The organism is Caballeronia sp. 11_S32, from assembly GCF_056930355.1.
In genome coordinates, this window is record NZ_JBXOWH010000001.1 from 1,399,049 (window position 1) to 1,419,557 (window position 20,509).

The 20,509-nt window shown below is 64.2% G+C and carries 18 protein-coding genes; 6 read left to right on the top strand and 12 right to left on the bottom strand.

Going from position 1 to position 20,509, the window contains the following annotated elements; all coding sequences use genetic code 11:
- Positions 1-4: 4 nt before the first annotated feature.
- A complete protein-coding gene (locus tag AC1Z32_RS06385) occupies positions 5-1,396 on the top strand; it encodes a four-carbon acid sugar kinase family protein (protein ID WP_483477846.1) in 1,392 nt (463 codons plus the stop codon).
- Positions 1,397-1,520: 124 nt separating this feature from the next.
- Here the strand turns inward: AC1Z32_RS06385 and AC1Z32_RS06390 are convergent, their stop codons facing one another.
- The 4 genes from AC1Z32_RS06390 to AC1Z32_RS06405 all read right to left on the bottom strand — a co-directional run bounded on the left by AC1Z32_RS06390 (position 1,521) and on the right by AC1Z32_RS06405 (position 7,155).
- Entirely contained in the window at positions 1,521-3,353 is a 1,833-nt protein-coding gene (locus tag AC1Z32_RS06390) for a TRAP transporter large permease (RefSeq protein WP_483478216.1), read from the bottom strand.
- 71 nt (positions 3,354-3,424) lie between these two features.
- The gene (locus AC1Z32_RS06395; RefSeq protein WP_483477847.1) at positions 3,425-4,456 is read right to left on the bottom strand and encodes a TRAP transporter substrate-binding protein; all 1,032 of its coding nucleotides are present in this window, start codon (positions 4,454-4,456) and stop codon (positions 3,425-3,427) included.
- Positions 4,457-4,559: 103 nt separating this feature from the next.
- Positions 4,560-5,672, bottom strand: coding sequence for a zinc-binding dehydrogenase (locus AC1Z32_RS06400; RefSeq protein WP_483477848.1), 1,113 nt, complete (start codon positions 5,670-5,672; stop codon positions 4,560-4,562).
- A 37-nt stretch (positions 5,673-5,709) separates the two neighbouring features.
- Positions 5,710-7,155, bottom strand: a complete 1,446-nt coding sequence (locus tag AC1Z32_RS06405; protein WP_483477849.1) for an aldehyde dehydrogenase family protein — start codon at positions 7,153-7,155, stop codon at positions 5,710-5,712.
- Positions 7,156-7,333: 178 nt separating this feature from the next.
- Here AC1Z32_RS06405 and AC1Z32_RS06410 point away from each other — a divergent pair, with 178 nt between their 5' ends.
- From AC1Z32_RS06410 to AC1Z32_RS06420, 3 genes are all read left to right on the top strand, one after another.
- Positions 7,334-8,272, top strand: coding sequence for a LysR substrate-binding domain-containing protein (locus AC1Z32_RS06410; RefSeq protein ID WP_483477850.1), 939 nt, complete (start codon positions 7,334-7,336; stop codon positions 8,270-8,272).
- A gap of 141 nt (positions 8,273-8,413) precedes the next feature.
- Positions 8,414-9,571, top strand: a complete 1,158-nt coding sequence (locus AC1Z32_RS06415) for a CaiB/BaiF CoA transferase family protein (RefSeq protein WP_483477851.1) — start codon at positions 8,414-8,416, stop codon at positions 9,569-9,571.
- Positions 9,568-10,515, top strand: coding sequence for an HpcH/HpaI aldolase/citrate lyase family protein (locus tag AC1Z32_RS06420; RefSeq protein WP_483477852.1), 948 nt, complete (start codon positions 9,568-9,570; stop codon positions 10,513-10,515). The genes AC1Z32_RS06415 and AC1Z32_RS06420 overlap by 4 nt, the downstream gene beginning before the upstream one ends.
- A 58-nt stretch (positions 10,516-10,573) precedes the next feature.
- Here the strand turns inward: AC1Z32_RS06420 and AC1Z32_RS06425 are convergent, their stop codons facing one another.
- Entirely contained in the window at positions 10,574-11,341 is a 768-nt protein-coding gene (locus tag AC1Z32_RS06425; RefSeq protein ID WP_483477853.1) for an SDR family NAD(P)-dependent oxidoreductase, read from the bottom strand.
- Positions 11,342-11,474: 133 nt separating this feature from the next.
- Entirely contained in the window at positions 11,475-12,185 is a 711-nt protein-coding gene (locus tag AC1Z32_RS06430) for a glutathione S-transferase C-terminal domain-containing protein (protein WP_483477854.1), read from the bottom strand.
- A gap of 125 nt (positions 12,186-12,310) precedes the next feature.
- Here AC1Z32_RS06430 and nudC point away from each other — a divergent pair, with 125 nt between their 5' ends.
- The gene (nudC, locus tag AC1Z32_RS06435) at positions 12,311-13,240 is read left to right on the top strand and encodes an NAD(+) diphosphatase (RefSeq protein ID WP_483477855.1); all 930 of its coding nucleotides are present in this window, start codon (positions 12,311-12,313) and stop codon (positions 13,238-13,240) included.
- A 119-nt stretch (positions 13,241-13,359) separates the two neighbouring features.
- Positions 13,360-13,944, top strand: a complete 585-nt coding sequence (locus tag AC1Z32_RS06440; protein WP_483477856.1) for a histidine phosphatase family protein — start codon at positions 13,360-13,362, stop codon at positions 13,942-13,944.
- A 12-nt stretch (positions 13,945-13,956) separates the two neighbouring features.
- On the opposite strand, the gene AC1Z32_RS06445 is transcribed toward AC1Z32_RS06440, so the two are convergent.
- The 6 genes from AC1Z32_RS06445 to AC1Z32_RS06470 all read right to left on the bottom strand — a co-directional run bounded on the left by AC1Z32_RS06445 (position 13,957) and on the right by AC1Z32_RS06470 (position 20,487).
- On the bottom strand, positions 13,957-14,985 hold the full coding sequence (locus tag AC1Z32_RS06445) for a LacI family DNA-binding transcriptional regulator (protein WP_483477857.1): 1,029 nt from the start codon (positions 14,983-14,985) through the stop codon (positions 13,957-13,959).
- A 973-nt stretch (positions 14,986-15,958) separates the two neighbouring features.
- Entirely contained in the window at positions 15,959-16,696 is a 738-nt protein-coding gene (locus AC1Z32_RS06450; RefSeq protein WP_483477858.1) for a ribonuclease activity regulator RraA, read from the bottom strand.
- 13 nt (positions 16,697-16,709) lie between these two features.
- Complete coding sequence (gene araD, locus AC1Z32_RS06455; RefSeq protein WP_483477859.1) at positions 16,710-18,443, bottom strand: L-arabinonate dehydratase; 1,734 nt, start codon at positions 18,441-18,443, stop codon at positions 16,710-16,712.
- A gap of 95 nt (positions 18,444-18,538) precedes the next feature.
- Complete coding sequence (locus tag AC1Z32_RS06460; protein WP_483477860.1) at positions 18,539-19,204, bottom strand: MarC family protein; 666 nt, start codon at positions 19,202-19,204, stop codon at positions 18,539-18,541.
- Positions 19,205-19,325: 121 nt separating this feature from the next.
- Positions 19,326-19,667, bottom strand: a complete 342-nt coding sequence (locus tag AC1Z32_RS06465; RefSeq protein ID WP_483477861.1) for a hypothetical protein — start codon at positions 19,665-19,667, stop codon at positions 19,326-19,328.
- A 61-nt stretch (positions 19,668-19,728) separates the two neighbouring features.
- On the bottom strand, positions 19,729-20,487 hold the full coding sequence (locus AC1Z32_RS06470; protein ID WP_483477862.1) for a flagellar brake protein: 759 nt from the start codon (positions 20,485-20,487) through the stop codon (positions 19,729-19,731).
- Positions 20,488-20,509: the final 22 nt, after the last annotated feature.

Below are 20,509 nucleotides of genomic sequence, written 5' to 3' on the forward strand. Positions count from 1 at the left end.
GACGATGACCGCTGCCAGGCTACGCCTCGCCTTCTATGGCGACGATTTCACCGGCTCCACCGATGCGCTCGAAGTGCTGGCGTTCGCCGGCCTGCGCTGCGCCTTGTTCCTGAAACCGCCGACGCGCGAGCAACTGGCCGCGCTCGGCGGCTTCGATGCGATCGGCGTTGCCGGCGACAGCCGCGCGATGACGCCCGCCGAAATGGATTCCGCGTTGCCGCCCGTATTCAAGGCACTTTTCGCATTGAACGCACCGATCATCCATTACAAGGTGTGCTCGACCTTCGACAGCGCGCCGGGCATCGGCAGCATTGGACGGGTGATGGAGCTTGCGCGCGCGTCGTTCGGGCCCCGCACGATTCCGATCGTCGCGGGCACGCCTGCGTTGAAGCGCTTTTGCGTCTTCGGCAATCTGTTCGCGCGCTCGGGAACCGATGGACAGATCTATCGCATCGATCGTCATCCGATCATGAGCGCGCATCCCGTAACGCCGATGGACGAAGGCGATCTGCTTCGCCACTTCGCGCGGCAAACGGAGCTACCGCTTTCGGGCTTTCATCTGCCGAACTTCGAAGGTACGCGCGCGCAGATCGATCAGGCGTTCAAGCAAGCGCTCGATGCCGCGCCCGCGGGCTTGCTGCTCGATACGGGATCGCCCGCGCATCTGACGGAAGTCGGGCGTTTGCTCTGGCAGGAAGGGCAACGGCATGGGCCCGTGTTCGCGGTCGGTTCCTCGGGCCTCGAATACGCGCTTACGCAATGGTGGAATGAAACCGGCGCGTTGCAGGCGCAGACGCACTCTCACGATCGCATCGAGGCCGCCGCGCCGATTCTCGCGCTGTCGGGCAGTGCATCGCCGTTGTCGGCGGCGCAGATCGATGCGGCCATCTACGCCGGTTTCGCCGATATCGAAATCGATGCGCGCGCGCTCATCGATACGCAAGACGGCGCGCGCACGTTCGACGCCATCGTGAGCCGCGCGCTGCATGCGCTGCGCGATGGACAGAGCGTGATCATGCACACGGCGCGCGGGCCACGCGATCCGCGCATCGGCGGCATGCTGGATGCGCTCGTGGCACAAGGCATGTCGCTCGACGATGCACGTCATCGCGGCGGACGTCTGCTCGGTCAGCGGCTCGGCGCAATCGCGGATGCCGTGCTGCGCGCGATGCCGCTGCGTCGTCTGATTCTTTCGGGCGGGGATACGTCGAGTCAGGTCACACAAGTGCTCGGGCCGGATGCGCTGGAGATCGATGCGCGTTTGACGCCGGGCGCGCCGCTGTGCCGCGTGATTTCCGGCAAGCCGCATCTGCGTGATTTGCGTGTGGCGCTGAAAGGCGGACAGATGGGCGATGAGAAGTTCTTCATCACGGCGCGGGATGGCAATGTAGCTTGAGTTCTTGTGCGGGAAGCGAAAGGGGCGGCGATGAAAACATCGCCGCCCCTTTCACTTTTCATGGCCGGAATAAGAAGCGGCGATGCCCTGAAGCATCGCCGCTTGCCCCTCACCACTCAAACCCTCAAGCCGTCTTCAGGAACCCGATCGAGATCCACGGCACCAGCGCAATCACGATAATGCCGATGAACAGCGCGATCATATAACCCACGATTGGCCGAATCCCCTCATCCGGATGAATCTTGCTGACCGCGCACGCGCCGTAATAACCGACACCGAACGGCGGCGCAAACAGCCCGAGACCCATCGACAGAATCACGACCATCGCGTATTGCACTTCGTGAATGCCGACATCGCGCGCGATCGGGAACAGGAGCGGCCCGAACAGCACGATCGCCGGAATGCCTTCGAGCACGCTGCCGAGCAGCACGAACATCACGATGGACACCGCCATGAAGCTCATCGCGCCGCCCGGCAGATGTTCCATGAACGACGCGAGGCTATGCGAGAAGCCCGACTGCGTGAGCGACCAGGCCATCGCCGTCGCGGTGCCGATGATGATCAGGATCGCGCCCGACAGCGCCGCCGTTTCGACGAGCATCGGCATGATGCGCTTCAAATCGAAGCGCCGATAGATCAGCAAGCCCGCGATCAGCGAATACACGATGCCGACCGTCGACACTTCCGTCGCCGTCGCCACGCCTTCGACCACGGCGAAGCGGATCACCACCGGCAACGCGAGCGCCGGCAGCGCGATCACGAGCGTCTTGCCGATCTCCGCGCCCGTCGCGCGTTTCGCCGACGCCGGCTTCACGCCGCGCGCGCGCCACCATACGAGCACGCACAGCGCGATCGCGAGCACGAGGCCTGGCAGCAGACCGCCCGTGAAGAGCGCGGATATCGACACGCCCGTCACCGAGCCGATCGTGATCAGCACGATGGAAGGCGGCACGGTTTCCGTCTGCGCGCCCGTCGCCGACAGCAGAGCGACCAATTCGCCCGGCTTTTCGCCGCGCTTTTTCATCTCGGGAAAGAGAATCGGCGCGACGGCGGCCATGTCCGCGGCCTTCGAACCGGAGATGCCCGAGATCAGATACATTGCGCCGACCAGCACGTACGACAAACCACCGCGCACGTGACCGAGCAAGGACGCGAGGAAGTTGATCATCGCGCGCGCCATGCCGGTCATTTCAATCAGCAAGCCGAGGAAGATGAACATCGGCACCGCGAGCAGCAGCAGTTGCGACATGCCTTCGTCCATGCGGCTCACGACGATTTCGAGCGGCATCGACGTGGACAGCGACAGATACGAGAACACCGCGAGCCCGAACGAGAATGCGATGGGCATGCCCGAGAGCACCGTGAATCCGACCACGCCGACGAAGAAGATCAGCAGGTTCAGATTGCCGAGCGATTGCAGCACGGGACCGGCCGTATGCAGCACGGTCACGACCGCCGCCGTCACGGCAATGCCGATTGCCGCCGTTTTCCAGCCGCGCGCGAGCAGCTTGACGAGCGACATCAGCAGCATGCACACGACCCCGTACACGATGGCCGCGACGCGCAAGCCGTCGTTGATCTCCAGCGCCGGCGTAACGATGCCCCATTGCTGGTTGATGAACGCGTACACGGGCGCGGCGATCATCGCGAGGAACAGCAGGCTCGCGATGAGCGCGACGTTGTCCCAGATCGCGCCCCACTCCTCGCCCGCGCGATTGACGATCGCCGTCATGCGCATGTGCGATCCGCGATGCAGCGCGGTCGCGGCGCCCGTCATCGCGAGCCAGAGAAACAGTATGGCCGCGAGTTCATCGCCCCAGACGAGCGGCTGGTGAAAAACGTAGCGCGCAACCACGCCGCTGAAAAGCAGCACGATTTCCGCGAGCACGAGCAGCGCCGCGGGAATCGACACGATCAGCCCGAGGACATGATCGGCGAGCGCGAGGCCACGCGGCATCGACGGAAGGCTGCGCAGCGCTTCACTGCCGTCGTTCGGGCCTTGCGCGAATTCATCGGCCATATGCGTTCTCATGCGAGTTTCCCGGTGACTTTCTCGAGCAGCGCCCACTCCTCTTCGCCGAAGAACTTCTTTTGCTCGGCGTAGAAGCCCGATTTCTGCAAGACCTCGCGGAAGCTGTTCAGGTCGGGCGCATTGAATTGCAGGCCCTTGCTTTCCAGCGTCTTTTGCAGCGATGCGTTCAATTGCGCGACGTCCTTGCGCTGAAGCATGGCGTACGCATTCAAATGCTTCGAGGTGATGTCGCGAACGTTCGCCGGCAGCTTCTCCCACGCCGCGCGGTTGCCGAGGAACCAGAAGCCGTCCCACATGTGGCTCGTCATCGAGCAGTACTTCTGCACTTCGTAGAGCTTGGCCGTGTCGACCACCGCGAGCGCGTTCTCCTGACCTTCGACCACCTTCGTCTGCAGCGACGAATACACCTCGTTGAAGCTGATGGATGTCGGCGCGGAATTGAGCGAGCGGAACAGCGAGATCCACAAGCGGCCCGGCGGCACGCGGATCTTCAGGCCTTGCAGATCGCCCGGCGTCTTGATCGCCTTCGAGCTCGTGGTGATCTGGCGAAAACCGTTGTCCCACACCTTGTCCTGCACGATGAGACCGGCCTTCGTGATGAGGCCGCGCAGATGCGCGCCGAGTTCGCCGTCGAGCGCGGCGAACACCTGGTCGTAGTCCTTGAACGCGAAGCCCGTGCCCGTGATCGCGGTCTTCGGCACCAGCGACGACAACGCGTTCGCGCCCGACAGCGTGAAGAATTCGAGCGCGCCCGCGCGCAGTTGCGCGAACATGTCCGGATCGCCGCCGAGCTGGTTGTTCGCGAACACGCGAATCTCCATGCGGCCGTCGGTCTCCTTCTTGATGGCATCGGCGGCTTGCTGGATACGCACGTTCAGCGGATGCGAAGCCGGCAGATCCGTGCCGACCTTGTAGCTGAATTCCGCCGCCTGCGCGCGCCTGATCCACGGCGCGCCCATCATGCCCGAGGCGGCTACCGCTGCGGTTCCTGCGCTCGTGACGAGGAAGCTGCGACGATCGAGTTTCATGGGTTGTCTCCTGTTGTGTGATATTTGTATGGACGCCGGTTTCATCGTTGGAACCGGCGTATCTGCTGCGAGATTTCCTGCGGCGCTGCTGCGTGCTATCGGGTCAGTCGACCGTGATGACGGGCTTCACCTCCTCGAAATTCTTCATGCGCGTGAGCGCGGTGTTGACTTCATCGAGCTTGTATCGGCCCGTGATCATTTCGTGGAACGGGAACGCATGCTGATGCTTTTCGAGGAACTGGAGCGCGAGCGAATAGCTGCGGGCATCGCCTGAAAAGGAACCGATGACCTGCAGGTTCTTCTTCACGATCATCGAAGGCGCCATCGTCGTCGATGCCTCGCCGAGCTGGCCGACCACCAGATAACGTCCGCCCTTGCGCGCGAGCGCGAGGCCTTCCGCGAACGCCGCGGGCACGCCGGTGAACTCCATGACGATGTCCGCGCCGCGTCCTTCGGTTTGGGCGAGCACGGCATCGAGCCGCTCTTGCGGCGTGGTGCCTTCGACGGGAATGCACACGTCCGCGCCGAAGCGCTCGGCCATCTTCAGACGCGCCGAAGGCGAGCCGATCACGATGATCTTCTTCGCGCCGCGCACGCGTGCGTTGGCGGTGGCGAGCAGGCCGAGCGGACCGGCGCCTTGAATCAGCACGGTATCGGTCGGCTCGATTTCACCGATTTGCGAGAACGCGTTCATCACCGAGCGCAGCGCACAACTCGACAGACTCGCGAGTTCGTTCGGCACCGAATCCGGCACACGCAGGCGGCCCGCCTGCGGCAGCACATAGCCGTATTGCGAGAAGCCGCCGAGCAGATATGGCGATTCCTCGATGTTCTCGTACATGTATGCGCGGCGATTCGTGCAGAGCGTCGGCTTGCGCGCGGTTGTGCAGAAGTAGCAGCCGCCGCAGGACGTATGCGTATAGACGACGCGGTCGCCGACCTTCAGCGGCGTGCCGACGGAATCGGTCGTCACGCCCGCGCCCGCGCGCACCACGCGCCCGACCATCTCGTGACCGATGATCACCGGCAGATTCACCTTCAGCGAGAGCGAGCCTTGCCACAGATGCACATCGGTGCCGCAAATCGAGCACATTTCGATCTTGACGAGCGCGGCGTTCGGCTCGGTATCGCGCGGCAGCGGCACTTCCTCGATCTTCAGCGGCGCCTTGAATTCGCGCAGCACGGCCGCGCGGGAGAATTCGGGAACAGCGGTCATGCGCTTGTGTCTCCTCGTTTGATTGACGTGAGCCTCATCAGCCGTGCTTCAGCACGACGGTCTTCGCGACGGTGTATTCCTTGAGCGCTTCGAGGCCCTTCTCGCGGCCATGACCGCTGCGCTTCACGCCGCCGAACGGCAGTTCGATGCCGCCGCCCGCGCCATAGTTGTTGATGAACACCTGGCCCACGCGCAGCTTCTTCGCGACGCGCATCTGCCGTGCGCCGTTCTCGGTCCACAGGCCCGCGACGAGTCCGTATGCGGTGCCGTTGGCGATCGCAATGGCTTCGGCTTCGTCCTCGAACGGAATCGCCGCGAGCACCGGGCCGAACACTTCGTCCTGCGCGAGCTCGTGCGTCGTCGGCACCGGGCCGAAGAGCGTCGGCGTGACGAAATAGCCGGTTTCTACGGCACTTTCGTCGAGCGAACCTTGCGCGATCACCGCTATGCCGTCGGCGCGCGCGCGATCGATGAAGCCCTTCACCTTGGTCTGCTGCGTGCCGTTGATGACCGGCCCGCACTGAAGATCCGCCGCCGGCGCGCCGACGCGCACCTCCGCCATCTTCTCTTTGAGCATCGCGACGAAGCGGTCATACGCCGAGCGTTGGATCAGCACGCGGCTGCCTGCCGAGCACGTCTGCCCCGCGTTCTGCGTGATGACGCCGATGATGGTCTTCGCCGCGTTCTCGAAATCGGCATCGTCGAACACGATCTGCGGCGACTTGCCGCCGAGTTCGAGCACGCACGGCACGTGATTCTTCGCGGCCGCCGTCTGGATCAGCGTGCCGACTTCGGGCGAGCCGGTGAACGAGAGAAAATCGACATCGGAATGCTGCGACAGCGCCGCACCCGCTTCCTCGCCGAGACCGGTCACGAGGTTGATCACGCCCGCAGGCAAGCCCGCTTCGTGTGCCAGCGCGGTCAGGCGCGCGCAGCTCATGCTCGCGTCTTCGGCGGGTTTCAATACGACTGTGTTGCCCGTGGCGAGCGCCGGCCCGATGGTGCGGCCGAACATCGACGCGGGATAGTTCCACGGAATGATCAGCCCGCACACGCCGCGCGGCTCGCGCTGCACAGTGACCTGATAGCCGTCGAGGAACGGCAGCACATCACCGAGAATCTTGTCGGCGGCGCCCGCGTAGAACTCGAAATAGCGTGCGGTCGCGCGGATATCCGTGCGCGCCTGCGTAATCGGCTTGCCCGTGTCGCGCGCTTCGAGCTGCGCGAGTTCTTCGAGATTGTCGAGAATCAGCGCGGACAACCTGCTCATGATGCGGCCGCGCTCGAAGCCGGCCATCGTGCTCCACGGCCCGGCGAGCGCATCGCGCGCCGCCGCTACCGCGCGATCCACTTCCGGCTTGCCGCCGCGGGAAATCGAAGCGAACACTTCGCCGTCAATCGGCGAGCGTACTTCGAGCGAAGCTTGCGATTGAGCGGCGCTCCACTCCCCGCCGATGAAAATGGTCCTGGCCTCCGTTGGCATTGCTATGTCTCCTGTTCGATTTAACGGTTAGCGATCGAGTGATACGTCATTGCTTAGTGAAAAAAAGTATAGGGAGATCGCTTCGACCGCTACAAATACGAATTGGCAATAGAGGATATAATTCACGCCTATATCCAGTGGCAAACCATGCAAGCCACGCATAACGGAGACAAGCACGATGGACATTCGCCAGATGCGCTATTTCGTGGCTTGCGTCGATGCCGGCAGCCTCTCGAAAGCGGCGCTCGCGCTGTCGATCTCGCAGCCCTCGCTGAGCCAGCAGATCGCGGAAATGGAAAGCGATCTGGGCGTCCCGCTTCTGATGCGCAGCTACTCCGGCGTCGCGCCCACCGAAGCCGGCGTGACGCTGTACCGCCACGCGCAATCGATCATCAAGCAGATCGCGCAGATGCGCGGCGACGTGAAGCGCGGCGAGCACGCGCTCTCCGGCCAGGTTGCGGTGGGACTGCCGACGAGCGTCGCATCCGTGCTCGCGGTGCCGCTTTTCGAGCGCATGCGCGCGACCTATCCCGGCATCCAGCTGCAGATTTTCGAGAGCATGAGCGGCTACCTGAACGAGCTGCTCGCCAATGGCCGGCTCGATATCGCCGTGCTCTTTCGCGAAACGGAAACCCGTGGCGTCTCCGTGATTCCGCTCTTCAACGAGCGCCTCGCCGTGCATGGCGCGGCGTGGGTCGGCAATCCGCGCGCGAAGACCGTGCCGCTCGAACTGCTTTCCGGCGTGCCGCTCGTGCTGCCCGGCAAATCGCATGGCCTGCGCCTGCTCGTCGAGCGGGCATTCGACAGCGCGGGCCTCGATCTGAACGTCGTCGCCGATATCGATTCGCTGCCGACCATGCTCGAGATCGCGCGGCGTGGCGAAGCCGCGACCATCCTGTCGAGCTATCTCGGACGCGAACGCGCCGGGAAGGCACAAGGCGCGCACAAGGACCTGCTCACACGCTTTCTCGTCAAGCCGACACTCGAACGCTCCGTCGCGCTGTGCCGCCTCAATGCGGTGCCGCAGACGGCGGCATCGCGCGCGGTGCAGGAATGCATGCAGCAGATCGTCGCGGAACTGGCGCCCGGCATCGAGACGGCCGCGAGCGAGAGATAGGTCCCGAACGCGGGCATATTGGATTCGCCTATACCCCATAGTTCCAAACAGTATTTCCTCCTGATGCGTCACGCGCGCTACGATTTTTCGCACGGTGGCTGAAGCGCCGCCGACGTGACCGACACAATCAGGAGACAACGCATGTCGCTTCCGCTTTCGGGCATCACCGTGGTGTCGCTCGAACAGGCCATCGCCGCGCCGCTCGCGTCCCGCCATCTCGCGGACTGGGGCGCGCGCATCATCAAGATCGAACGGCCCGGCAACGGTGATTTCTGCCGCGACTACGACACCGTGATGAACGGCATGTCGAGCCAGTTCGTCTGGACCAATCGTTCGAAGGAAAGCGTCGCGCTCGACATCAAGAGCGATGAAGGCGCCGATGCGCTCTTCGCGCTGCTCGAAACCTCCGACGTGTTCCTGCAAAACCTCGCGCCGGGCGCGGCCGCGAAGCTCGGTCTCGACGCGAAGTCGCTCGTTGCGCGCTTTCCGCGCCTGATCGCGTGCGATATTTCCGGCTACGGCAGCGGCGGCCCGTACAGCAGCAAGAAGGCCTACGACCTGCTCGTGCAATGCGAATCCGGTTTCCTCGCGATCAACGGCAGCGAAGCGGAGCCGGCCAAATGCGGCCTCGCGATCGCCGATATCGCCACCGGCATGTATGCGCTGAACGGCGTGCTGATGGCGCTTTATCATCGCGAACGCACGGGCAAGGGCACGGCGTTCGAAGTGTCGCTCTTCGATTCGATGACGGAATGGATGAGCTATCCCGCGTACTACGTGACGGGCAGCGGCAAGCCCCTGAAGCGCAACGGCATGCGTCACGCGACCATTGCGCCCTACGGCCCGTTCCGCACCGGCGATGGCCGCAGCATCTTCTTCGGCATTCAGAACGAACGCGAGTGGCTGTCGTTCTGCGATGTCGTGCTCGGCGACAAGGCGATCGCCGTCGATGCGCGCTTCAACAGCAATCCGCAGCGCCTCGCCAATCGCGACGCGCTCGAAGCGCTGATCGAGGCGCGTTTCTCCGAGTGGACGAGCGACGAAGTGCTCGCGCGCCTCGACCGAGCCGCGATCGCCAACGCGCGCATGAATTCGGTGGAAGAATTCGTCGATCATCCGCAAGTCAATGCACGCAAGCGCACGCGCGAAGTCGGCTCGCCGACCGGGCCGCTCACGATGTTCCTGCCCGCCATCACGATTCCCGGCGTCGAACCCGTGATGAAGCCGATTCCCGCCGTCGGCGAACACACGCAAAGCGTGCTCGATGAACTGCGTCTCGACAAACGGAGCAACGCATGAGTGATGCGAATGAATATCGCCTGACGCGCACCGTGCTCGCTGTGCCCGCGAATCGCAGGCGTCATGTGGAGTCGGCTGCGCGCTCTTCGGCGGATGCGGTGTTTCTCGATCTCGAAGACGCCGTGCCCGAGTCGGAAAAGGCGGAAGCGCTTCAAGGCGCAACGCGTGCGCTGCGCGAACTCGACTGGGGCACGAAGACCGTGCTAGTGCGCGTGAATGCATACGGCAGCCGTCATATCGAGGAAGAGATCCGCGCGCTCGCGCCCATCGCGCGGCTCGATTCCATCATCGTGCCGAAGGCCGAGCGTCCCGCGCATATCGAAGCGATCACGCGCATGATCGACAGCGCCGAAGGCAATGCACGCACGGCGCCGCTCGCCATCGATCTGCTGATCGAAACCGCGCTCGGCCTCGTGATGGTCGAAGCGCTCGCGCAAAGCAGCACGCGCATCGCGGCGCTGCATCTGGGCGTCGGCGATTTCGCGGGTTCCATCGGCGCGCGCAGTGCGGAGATCGGCGGCTCGCCGGCGGGTTATCGGCAGACGTCGCTCGTGCATGAACGCCATGTCGAAACGCCGCTCGATCTCTTCGCCTATCCGATGATGCGCGTGCTCGTCGCCGCGCGCGCCTTCGGGCTGCGCGCGATCGACGGCCCATGCGGCGCGTATCGCGATGAAACCCTCACGCGCGCGTGGGCCGAGAAAGCGGCTGCGCTCGGTTTCGACGGCAAGCAAGTGATTCACCCCTCGCAGATTGATGCGACGCGCGGCGCGTTCACGCCGTCGCCGGAAGAACTCGCGTTCGCTGCCCGCGTCGTCGACGCGATGCAGCAGGCGGAAGCCGACGGACGCGGCGCGGTATCCGTCGACGGCAAGATGATCGACTATGCGAACCTGCGCATGGCGCAGCGCATTCTGATGCTCGGCGCCGCGGATCGGCGCTGAGCGTATTGCTCGCCGTCCGAAGTGCGGCAGAACCTTCGGACGGCGTGTCTCAGGCTCTTTAAACCGCGCCCGCGCCCCACGACAGGAAGCCGCCGTCCACCGGCAGCACCACGCCGTTGGTGTAAGCCGCTTCATCGGATGCGAGATAGCAGATCGCCGCCGCGATTTCCGATGTCGTGCCGTAACGGCGCATTGGGATCGCGCGTGAGTATTCCTCGCGGAACTGATCGCTGTGCAGGACCTTGGTCATCGGTGTATCCACGGGACCGGGCGCGACCGCGTTCGCCGTGATGCCGTAATCGCACAGCTCGACGGCCATCTGACGCGTCAGCGCGATCACCGCGCCCTTCGACGTGCCGTATGCGGTGCGGCCCTTGCCGACCGCGCGCATGCCCGCCACCGAAGCGATATTGACAATGCGCCCCCAGCGCCGCTCGACCATCAGCCGCGCGGCATGCTGCGCGCACAGCAGCGTGCCGGTCACGTTGACCTGCATCGTGTTGAGAAAAGCGTCGAGCGGATAGTCGATGAACGGAACCAGCTTTGCGATGCCCGCGCCGTTCACGAGCACGTCGCAGCGCCCATGCGTCTTCGCGATGTGCTCGAACGCCGTGGCGATCGACTCGGGCTTGCCGGCGTCCATCTGCACGGCCGAAATCGATAGCTCCTGCGCATTGAGACGCGCGGCGGTTTCCTCGGCGCTTTCCTTGTTGAGGTCGGCCAGCACCACGTGATAGCCGCGCTTGCCAAGCTGCTCCGCCGTTTCAGCGCCAATGCCCATTGCGCCGCCCGTCACGACCGCGACGCGTCCGTTCGTCTTCTCCACGTTGTCTCCAGTTTGTAGTTCGCCGTGTATGTGCGACCCATTATCGGAGACGTGTCAGAGCGGCTCAATGGATATTAATGCAGCGTATTGTGAGGAAAGGTCACTCAACCGGCACGCGGGCATCGTGTGAGATTCAATGGTCCGGCGCCACGCTCTGCCCCATGCGCTCACGCATCGCGCCGCAATGCGCGACGAGATTCTCCCGCGTGCCGACGAATTCCTTGAGCGGCGTATCGATGTCATAAAACCAGATGTTCGCGACGAAGCCATACAACGCGGCATCGGTGCTCACGGGCGCGGCGCCGAACATGAACGGGCCATCGCCCAGTTGGTTCGCGATCGCCTGAAGACTCGCGATGCCGCGCGCATACGCGGCATCCGGCTCGTATCGCCCGATGCCCTGATACCGATAGCGCTCGAAGTTGTATTTGCGCGCGCCTTCGAGCGCTTCCCCGCCGATATCCGGATGCTGCGCGAGCAGCGCATCGCGAAACCGCGGCCAGTAGCGGTCGTCACGCCAGCGCGAATAGGACATCACCCAGTAGAGATCGTCGAGCGTGCGGCGGATCAGCAGATCGAGATCGCGTTGCGGGGCGCTCAGCGCGTGGTCGAGCGTGAGTGCGTATTTGCGCGTCAGATGCGCGATGATCGCATCGCTGTCGCCGACGGTTTCATCGTCATCGACGAGATACGGAAGCTGGCCGCGTGGCGCCGCGCTCGTGTCGAGCACATGACGATGCTCGAATGGCAGGCCCGTCAGCTTCAGGAACGCGAACACCTTCAACCCGAACGGATTGTTGTCTTCGAGGCCGAACAACTGAGGATAGGAGTAGAGCGTAATCATCGACACGTCTCCGCGCACACCGCATTGATCGATCGAACCGGCGAAGCGTCGCCCTGCAAGGACGCGCCAACTTCGCTACGATTCCCGGTTGGCCTTGCATCTTCCCGTCACACACGAAAAATACTATGCCCACGCCGCCTCATGCCATCGGTTTTACGCTCGATCCGCTCGATCGGGTGTCTGAAAAGCGCGACGACGAAGCCTTCGTCGCCGGTCTGCGCGACGATCCCTCCACGCGCTTTCTGCTCTTCGTGAACAACGTGCCGCTGTTCAAGCGCGCCGGTCGCGCCGAAGGCGGGCACGATCCGCTTTTCGGCGCAGCGGAAGCCGCCGCGCTCGGCGCGCCTTCGCAAACGGTGTTTCTCGGCCGCGACGCGGATCAGCGCGCGCTTTTCGCGCATTCATTCGATGCCGAACCGCCGGCGCTGCCCGATGTGGAAGCGATCGAGCTTCGTCCCATCGCGATGCAAGGTCTCGTGCCCCCGCCGATGGTCAGCGCGCTCGGCGAAGCACGCTCGATGCTCGACTGGCATCGGCGGCATCGCTTCTGCGCGAACTGCGGCCAGCCGACCGATTCCGCCGGCGCGGGCTGGCGGCGCATCTGCCCGAGTTGCAAGGCGCAGCATTTTCCGCGCGTCGATCCTGTCGTCATCATGCTCGTCACCGATGGCGAGCGTTGCCTCCTCGGCCGTCAGCCGCAATTCCTGCCGGGCATGTATTCGGCGCTCGCGGGCTTCGTCGAGCCGGGCGAGACCTTCGAGCACGCGGTGTATCGCGAGGTGCTGGAGGAAGCGGGCATCCGCTGCACGGACGTGCGCTATTACGCATCGCAGCCGTGGCCGTTTCCGTCGTCGCTGATGATCGGGTGCTTCGCGCGCGCAGCGAGCGTCGAGATCGTCATCGACAAGAACGAGCTGGAAGATGCGCGCTGGTTCACGCGTAAGGACGTCGCCGCGATGCTCGACGGCACGCATGAAAAAGGGCTTTCGGCGCCGAAGCCGTTTGCGATCGCGCATCATCTGCTGAAAGCTTTCGCGACGGGCGAGCTCGACTGAGCGGCAGCTTCGCGGCGCGCGTGCGGCAAACGGTGCAGAATCGCAAGCTGTGCCGCGGCTGGGTCGTGGCTGGGTCGTGGCGGCGGGCGGGCGAATTCTTCAGACACCGGGTGAACGACATGAACTCGAAAGTTGGCGTCCATATCTGGCTGATCCGGCATGGCGAAACCGAATGGAGCAAGTCGGGCCAGCACACCGGCACCACCGACGTGCCGCTCACCGATGTCGGCCGCAAGCAGGCGGCCGCGCTCGCGCCGATTCTTTCATCGCAATCGTTCGATCTGGTGCTGACGAGCCCGATGGGCCGCGCGATAGAGACCTGCCGCCTCGCCGGTCTGAGCGATCGCGCGCAGATCGAGCCGGAGTTGCACGAGTGGAACTACGGCATCTACGAAGGGCTGAAAACGCCGGACATCCGCAAGGAGATTCCGGACTGGTCCGTGTGGACGTCGCCGATTCCCGAGGGCGAGAATCTCGCCGATGTCGGCAGGCGCGCGCAGGCGCTCATCGACAAGCTGATCGCGACGAACGCGACGAACATCGCGCTCTTTTCGCACGCGCATTTCTCGCGTGTATTCGGCGCGCAATGGGCGACGGGCTCGCCGTCGCTCGGGGCGCATCTCGCGATGGACACCGCCGCGATGAGCGTGCTCGGCTTCGAGCGCGACGTGCGCGCGATCATCAAGTGGAATCTTCTGCCCTGACGGGGCGCGTCGTCACAGCGTTTCGCGCTCGACCAGTTCGAAGCCCACGTCGACGAGCGTTCGTTCCGTTGCGCCGTCGAGCCTGTCGATCAGACAGCGCGCCGCCGTCGCGCCGATGCGCTTGCCGTCCACGCGCACGGTCGTGAGCGCGGGCATGGCGTCGGCGCTGAATTCGAGGTCGCCGAAGCCGCACACGCAAATGCGCCCGGGGATGTCGATCGCGAGCCGCCGCGCTTCGGAGACTACGCCGAGCGCGAGCAGATCGGAGCTGCAGAAGATCGCATCGACGCCCGCGCGTGTTTCGAGCACGCGCCGCAGGCCTTCCTTGCCGAGCGCGACGGAACTAGGCGCAGGCATCAGCATCTCGGCGACATCGTTGACGCCGTGTTTCGCGAGCGTTTCGACGAAGCCGCGCCGCCGCACGAGCGCGCGCTGATCGTTCGCGGATACGAGTGCGGGGCGGCGCGTGCCGCGTGCGACGAAGCGTTCGGCGACCGCCACGCCGATCTGGTAATGCGAGAAGCCTACGAGCATATCGATGGGGTCGTCGCTCATGTCCCACGTTTCGACGATCGGAATGCCGATCTTGCGCAGGCGTTCCCTGAGCGTCGACGTGTGCGCGACGCCTGTCAGGAAGACGCCTTCGGGGCGGCGGCTCAGGATGGCGTCGAGGAGCTGGTCTTCGTCTTCGTCGCTGTAGCCGGAGAGGCCGAGCAGCACTTGATAGCCGGCGCGCGACATCGTATCGCTGAAGGCTTGCACGGTTGCGGAGAAGAGCGAATGCGCCAGGGTCGGCACGATCGCCGCGATCAAACGCGATTTCGCCGATGACAAACCGCCGGCCAGGCGGTTCGGCACATAGCCGAGTTCGGCGACTGCGCGTCGCACGCGGGTCAGGGTTTCCGGTGCCACCGTGTGGGGGGCGTTGAAGACTCGGGAGACTGTGATGGGAGAGACGCCGGCGGTCGTCGCCACGTCGGTGATGCGGACGGTTTTTTGCCCCGTCCGGGGGCGGCGGTTTTTGAGTTTGTTAGGCTGCATTTTTTCGTTTCGCCGGATCCCGGTTTCGCGTCGGTTTATTAGCTCTGCCCCTGTGCGGGGCGGCAGACGGTTTTTTGCCCCGTCCGGGGGCGGCGGTTTTTGAGTTTGTTAGGCTGCATTTTTTCGTTTCGCCGGATCCCGGTTTCGCGTCGGTTTATTAGCACTGCCCCTGTGCGGGGCGGCAGACGGTTTTTTGCCCCGTCCGGGGGCGGCGGTTTTTGAAGTTTGTTGGGCTGTATTTTTTCGTTTCGCCGGATCCCGGTTTCGCGTTGGTTTATTAGCACTGCCCCTGTGCGGGGCGGCAGTCACTTTCTTTGCTGCTGCAAAGAAAGTAACCAAAGAAACAGCTATCCCCATCCAAAGTGCTTCATGCCGGCCCCGGCACAGAACGGCGCACGTGGTCCGGCAGTAGCGAGTGCCCTCATAGGCCTAACCGGGCTTGGATCGCGCACGGTCTGTCACATCGCAACGCTCAACTGACTGGTAAGGCGCCAAATAGCTCCGGCCCGCTTCGCGGCCGACCGGTCAATCGGGTCGGCGCGCGCTTCTTTGCTAACTCTGCCATCTCACTGCATTCGCCCACCGTTGGTTTCCCTTGCATACCCAGCGGCAGCGCGTAGCGCTGTGCCGGAGCTATTTCGTGCTGAACCAGCGCGCCAAAACAACTAGCTCGTCAGATCGTGCGCGGTCCACGCCCGGTTAGACCTACGAGGGCACTCGCTATTGCCGGACCACATACCATCTTCTGTGCCGGGGCCGGCATGAAGCACTTTGGATGGGACAAGCTGTTTCTTTGGTTACTTTCTTTGCAGCAGCAAAGAAAGTGACTGCCGCCCCGCACAGGGGCAGAGCAAATAGACCAACGCGAAACCGGGATCCGGCGAAAGAAAGCACAGGCAAACCACCCGCCACCCCGCACAGGGGCAACGCAAATAGACCCACCCGACCACGGGATCCGGCGAAAACAAAGACATCAGCCGCCGCGCCGCCCGCGCCACTCTTTATAAGCAGCAAGCGTCCCCTCATCCGGCGGATAGGTACCGCGCAAGACAGCGCCGCCCTCCACACGGGAGGACAAAAACTCCTCCATGATTTCCTGCTCGGTCGCATCGCGGGCGACTTCCTCCGCCATATATCGCGGCACGATGACGACGCCATCGACATCCCCGACGACGATATCCCCCGGATACACCGCGACACCGCCGCAAGCGATCGGCACATTCATATCGACAGCGTGATGCTTCGCGAGATTGAGCGGCGCGCTCGCACCCGCGCAGAACAGCGGCAATCCGATATCGCCGATCGTGCCGCTATCCCGCACGCAGCCGTCCGACACCATGCCCGCGACACCGCGAACCCTGAGACGCATCGTGAGGATCGATCCCGTCGACGCAACGCCGCGCTCGCCGCGGCAATCCTGCACGAGCACGCTGCCCGGCGGCGCGGTCTCCACGGCCTTGCGCTGCGGATGATCCGGGTCCTGAAACACGCCCACATGATCGATATCCTCGCGCGCCGGAATGTTGCGCAGCGTAAACGCCGGCCCGACCATGTTCGGCGCGCCCTTCGCGGGCTTCACGAGCGGCGCGACGCCTTGCAGGAACACGTTGCGCAGGCCGCGCTTGAAAAGCTGCGTCGTGAGCGTCGCTGTGCTGACGTGGCGCAGCAGTTCGATGGTTTCATCGGAAATGGCGATGTCTTGTGTCGTCATGATGTTGCGCTTCTCAGTGAATGTCCGGCTCGCCGCCGGTCGCGGTTTTCTCTTCGAGGAAATCGAAATCGCAGCCCTTGTCCGCCTGCGTCACATGCAGTTGATGCATCACGCCGAATCCCCGTTCGAACGGACGCTTCGGCCGCGTCCACGCGGCACGTCGCGCGGCGAGTTCTTCGTCGCTGACATCGAGATGCAAACGCCGCGCAGGCACGTCCAGTTCGACGGTATCGCCATCCCGCACCAGCGCAAGCGGCCCGCCTACGAACGATTCCGGCGCCACATGCAGCACGCACGCCCCGTAGCTCGTCCCGCTCATGCGCGCATCGGAGATGCGGACCATGTCGCGCACGCCCTGCTTCAAAAGCTTCTGCGGAATCGGCAACTGGCCCCACTCCGGCATGCCCGGCGCGCCAACCGGCCCCGCGTGCTGAAGCACGATCACCGAATCGGCCGTGACATCGAGGGCTTCATCGTCGATGCGCGCGGCCATATCGGCGTAGTCCCTGAACACGACCGCCGGCCCGCGATGCTTCAGCAAATGCGCTTCCATCGCCGCCGGTTTGATCACAGCGCCGTCCGGCGCGAGATTACCCGTCAGCACGGCAAGCCCATCGTTCGGAACCAGCGGATTGTCGCGACGGCGAATCACGTCGTCGTTGAAAATCTCGGCGCCCTCGATGTTCTCGCCGAGCGTCGTGCCATTGACAGTTAGTTGCGAGCGATCGATCAGATCGCCGAGTTCGGCGAGCAGCGCGCGCAGGCCGCCCGCATAGAAGAAGTCTTCCATCAGATACTTGCCGGCCGGGCGGATGTTGCCGATCACCGGCGTCACGCGCGCGAGCTCATCGAAGCGCGCGGTCGTCAGCGGCACGCCCGCGCGACGCGCCACCGCCACCAGATGCACGATCGCGTTGGTCGAGCCGGACATCGCGAGCACGGTCGTCACCGCGTTGTCGAAGGACTTCGGCGTGAGAATGTCCGACGGCTTCAGGTCCGTCCATACCATTTCGACGATGCGCTGCCCCGTCAGCGACGCATACTGCGCATGCCGCGAATCCACCGCCGGAATCGACGCGAAGCCCGGCAGCGTCATGCCGAGCGCTTCGGCGGCGCTCGTCATCGTCGATGCCGTGCCCATCGTCATGCAATGTCCCGGCGAGCGCGCGATGCCGCTTTCCACGCCCTTCCATTCATCCTCGGTGATCCTGCCCGCGCGCAACTCCGCCCAGTATTTCCACGTGTCCGAGCCGCTGCCGAGCGTGCGGCCGTTCCAGTCGCCGCGCAGCATCGGGCCGGCGGGAAGGTAGATCGCGGGCACATTCATGCTGATCGCGCCCATCAGCAGGCCAGGCGTGGTCTTGTCGCAGCCGCCCATCAGCACGCAGCCGTCGAACGGATACGAACGCAGCACTTCCTCGACTTCCATCGCCAGGAAGTTGCGGTAGAGCATCGTCGTCGGCTTCTGGAACGGCTCGGCGAGCGTCATCACGGGCATCTCGACGGGAAAGCCACCCGCCTGCCAGATGCCGCGCTTCACCTCCTCGACGCGCTGCTTGAAATGCGTGTGGCACGGGTTGATCTCGCTCCACGTGTTGAGCACCGCGATGACCGGCTTGCCCATGTAATCGGACGAGTGATAGCCCATTTGCGCGGTGCGTGAGCGGTGGCCGAACGAGCGCAGATCGTTCACGCCGTACCAGCGGTGACTGCGCAGTTCTTCCGGCTTCTTGCGATTCGAAGTCAAGCAGCGTCTCCTTGATGGTAGCGTTACCATTCGAAGCGAAAATGGTAGCGCTGTCATCGGGGAGCGTCGCTTAGGGTTTTTCCGGGGAAATGGCGCTACTTGGCATCGAAATGAACCGTCGCGATCAGCTCGGACAGCCCGAGCCACAGAATCTCCACGCCGATGCAGAAGATGACGAACGCGAAGAGACGCATCGCGACCTGCGTGCCGGTGGTGCCGAGCAGCCGTTCGAGATGGCCGGCGAAGCGCACGCACAGATAGATGCTCGCGCACACGAGCACGAGCCCGATACCCACGCCGGCGAGATGCACCGGCTGAAGTCCGTGACGCGGCGAGCCGGTGCCAAGCGCGATGGCGACCGCGATCGCCCCCGGCCCGACGGTGATCGGCAGCGTCAGCGGATAAAACGCCTTCGCCCGCAGCGATGCGCCGCTGCGCGGCCTGGGCGCGGATTCGGGGGCGTCGTCGTCATCGGGCGCCTGGAGCAGCGTCCAGCCCGCCATCGCCACGACCAGGCCGCCCGCCACGCGCAGCACCGGAATCGAGATGCCGAAGAACGACAGCACGTACGCGCCGATAGAAAGCGACGCCAGCAGGATCGCGAAACTGTTGATGCAGATGCGCCGCGCGAGCTCGCTGCGCTCATCATCGCTCATGTGCGGCAGCACGCTCAGCACGACGAGCGCCACCGCGGGCGGATTGATGATCGGGAACAATCCGGCGACGATCACGAGAACCGTCTTGGCGAATTCGTTGAGCATGCGCGTCGTTGTCCGTTCGTCGTTGGCCGCGTGGCACGCCTTGAGCAAGCCTGGACATTGTGCACGCGAAGCCCGACGGCGTGCGCGGGAATCGACGCCGCGTGAGTGTCAGCGCGACGAATCAGGCGAACGGCACCGTGAGAATCAACGCGCATTCCGTGAGAAACGAGCCGAGCCCGACGCCGATCAGCACGCGCGCGACGACCGTCCATATGCGGTTATTCACATTGCCGGAACAGCGCCAGGCGAGCGTGCACCACAGCAGATACAGCACCGAGCAGGCGGCGAACAGGCCCAGCATGCCGGGCCAGAACCAGACGGTGATCAGCAGGAATGTTTCGGGAGCGATGCCGCTCGTCCAGAGGTCGAGGTAGACGAACCACCATGCGAGGTGAATCGGCACGCCCAACAGCCACCAGACTTTCCAGAAGCGTTCTTCTCCGCGCCAGGCCTTGCGCAACATGCGTCGTCATCAGAGGAAAGAGGCACGCATTCTACTCCACGCGTGCCCCGTTTCAGGCTGGCTACGCCGACAGGCTGCGGCGCTTCGCTTCCATGCGCGTGATGAGCCGTTGCAGCACGTTCTCCGCCGCGCCCGAGAGCCGCACGAAGCGAAAGCCGACGACATGGCGCACATCGCCGCGTGGCGTGGTCACGGTGCGCGGCGACACGAGTTCGAGATCGACGGGCAAGGCCGCGCCCGGGCCGAGATGCAGAACGACATCGTTGAACACGGTGCCGATCTCCGTCTCCGCGAGACGCGGCGACTCCATGCGCAGCGCGATGCCGCCGAGCGACAGATCGTGCACTTCGTAGCGGAAGGACTCGCCGTCTGCGAATGCGCCTTTCGCGTAGAAGGGATCGAGAATCGGCGCCGGCACACGGAAATATTCTCGGCGCTGGAACTGGTAGAGCTTCTCGGGAAACGGCGCTTCGAACGCCGGCCGCCCTTCGTGCGTCACGGCATGCGCGGCGGCCGTCGTGAATTCGACGCGCACGCCGTCCGGCGCGCCCTTGAAATACAGCTGCCGCGCATCGAGCAGCGCGCGATTGTCCGATGCGTCGCCGCCCCAGTCGAACACGATGCGCGCCCCGCGCACATCCACTTCCAGCAATTGCGTGACGATCTGCCCTTGCGCGCTCGTCACTGTCAGCATGTCGCGGCGCTGCGCGAGAGTGCGCAGGCAAATGGAAATTTCAGATGGCGTGTGACGCGCGAAGCGCTCCTGGTCCTCGGCGAATTTTTCAATATCGCATGCGTGCGGCAACGGTTCGGCGAGCATGATGGTCCAATCTATTTATCAG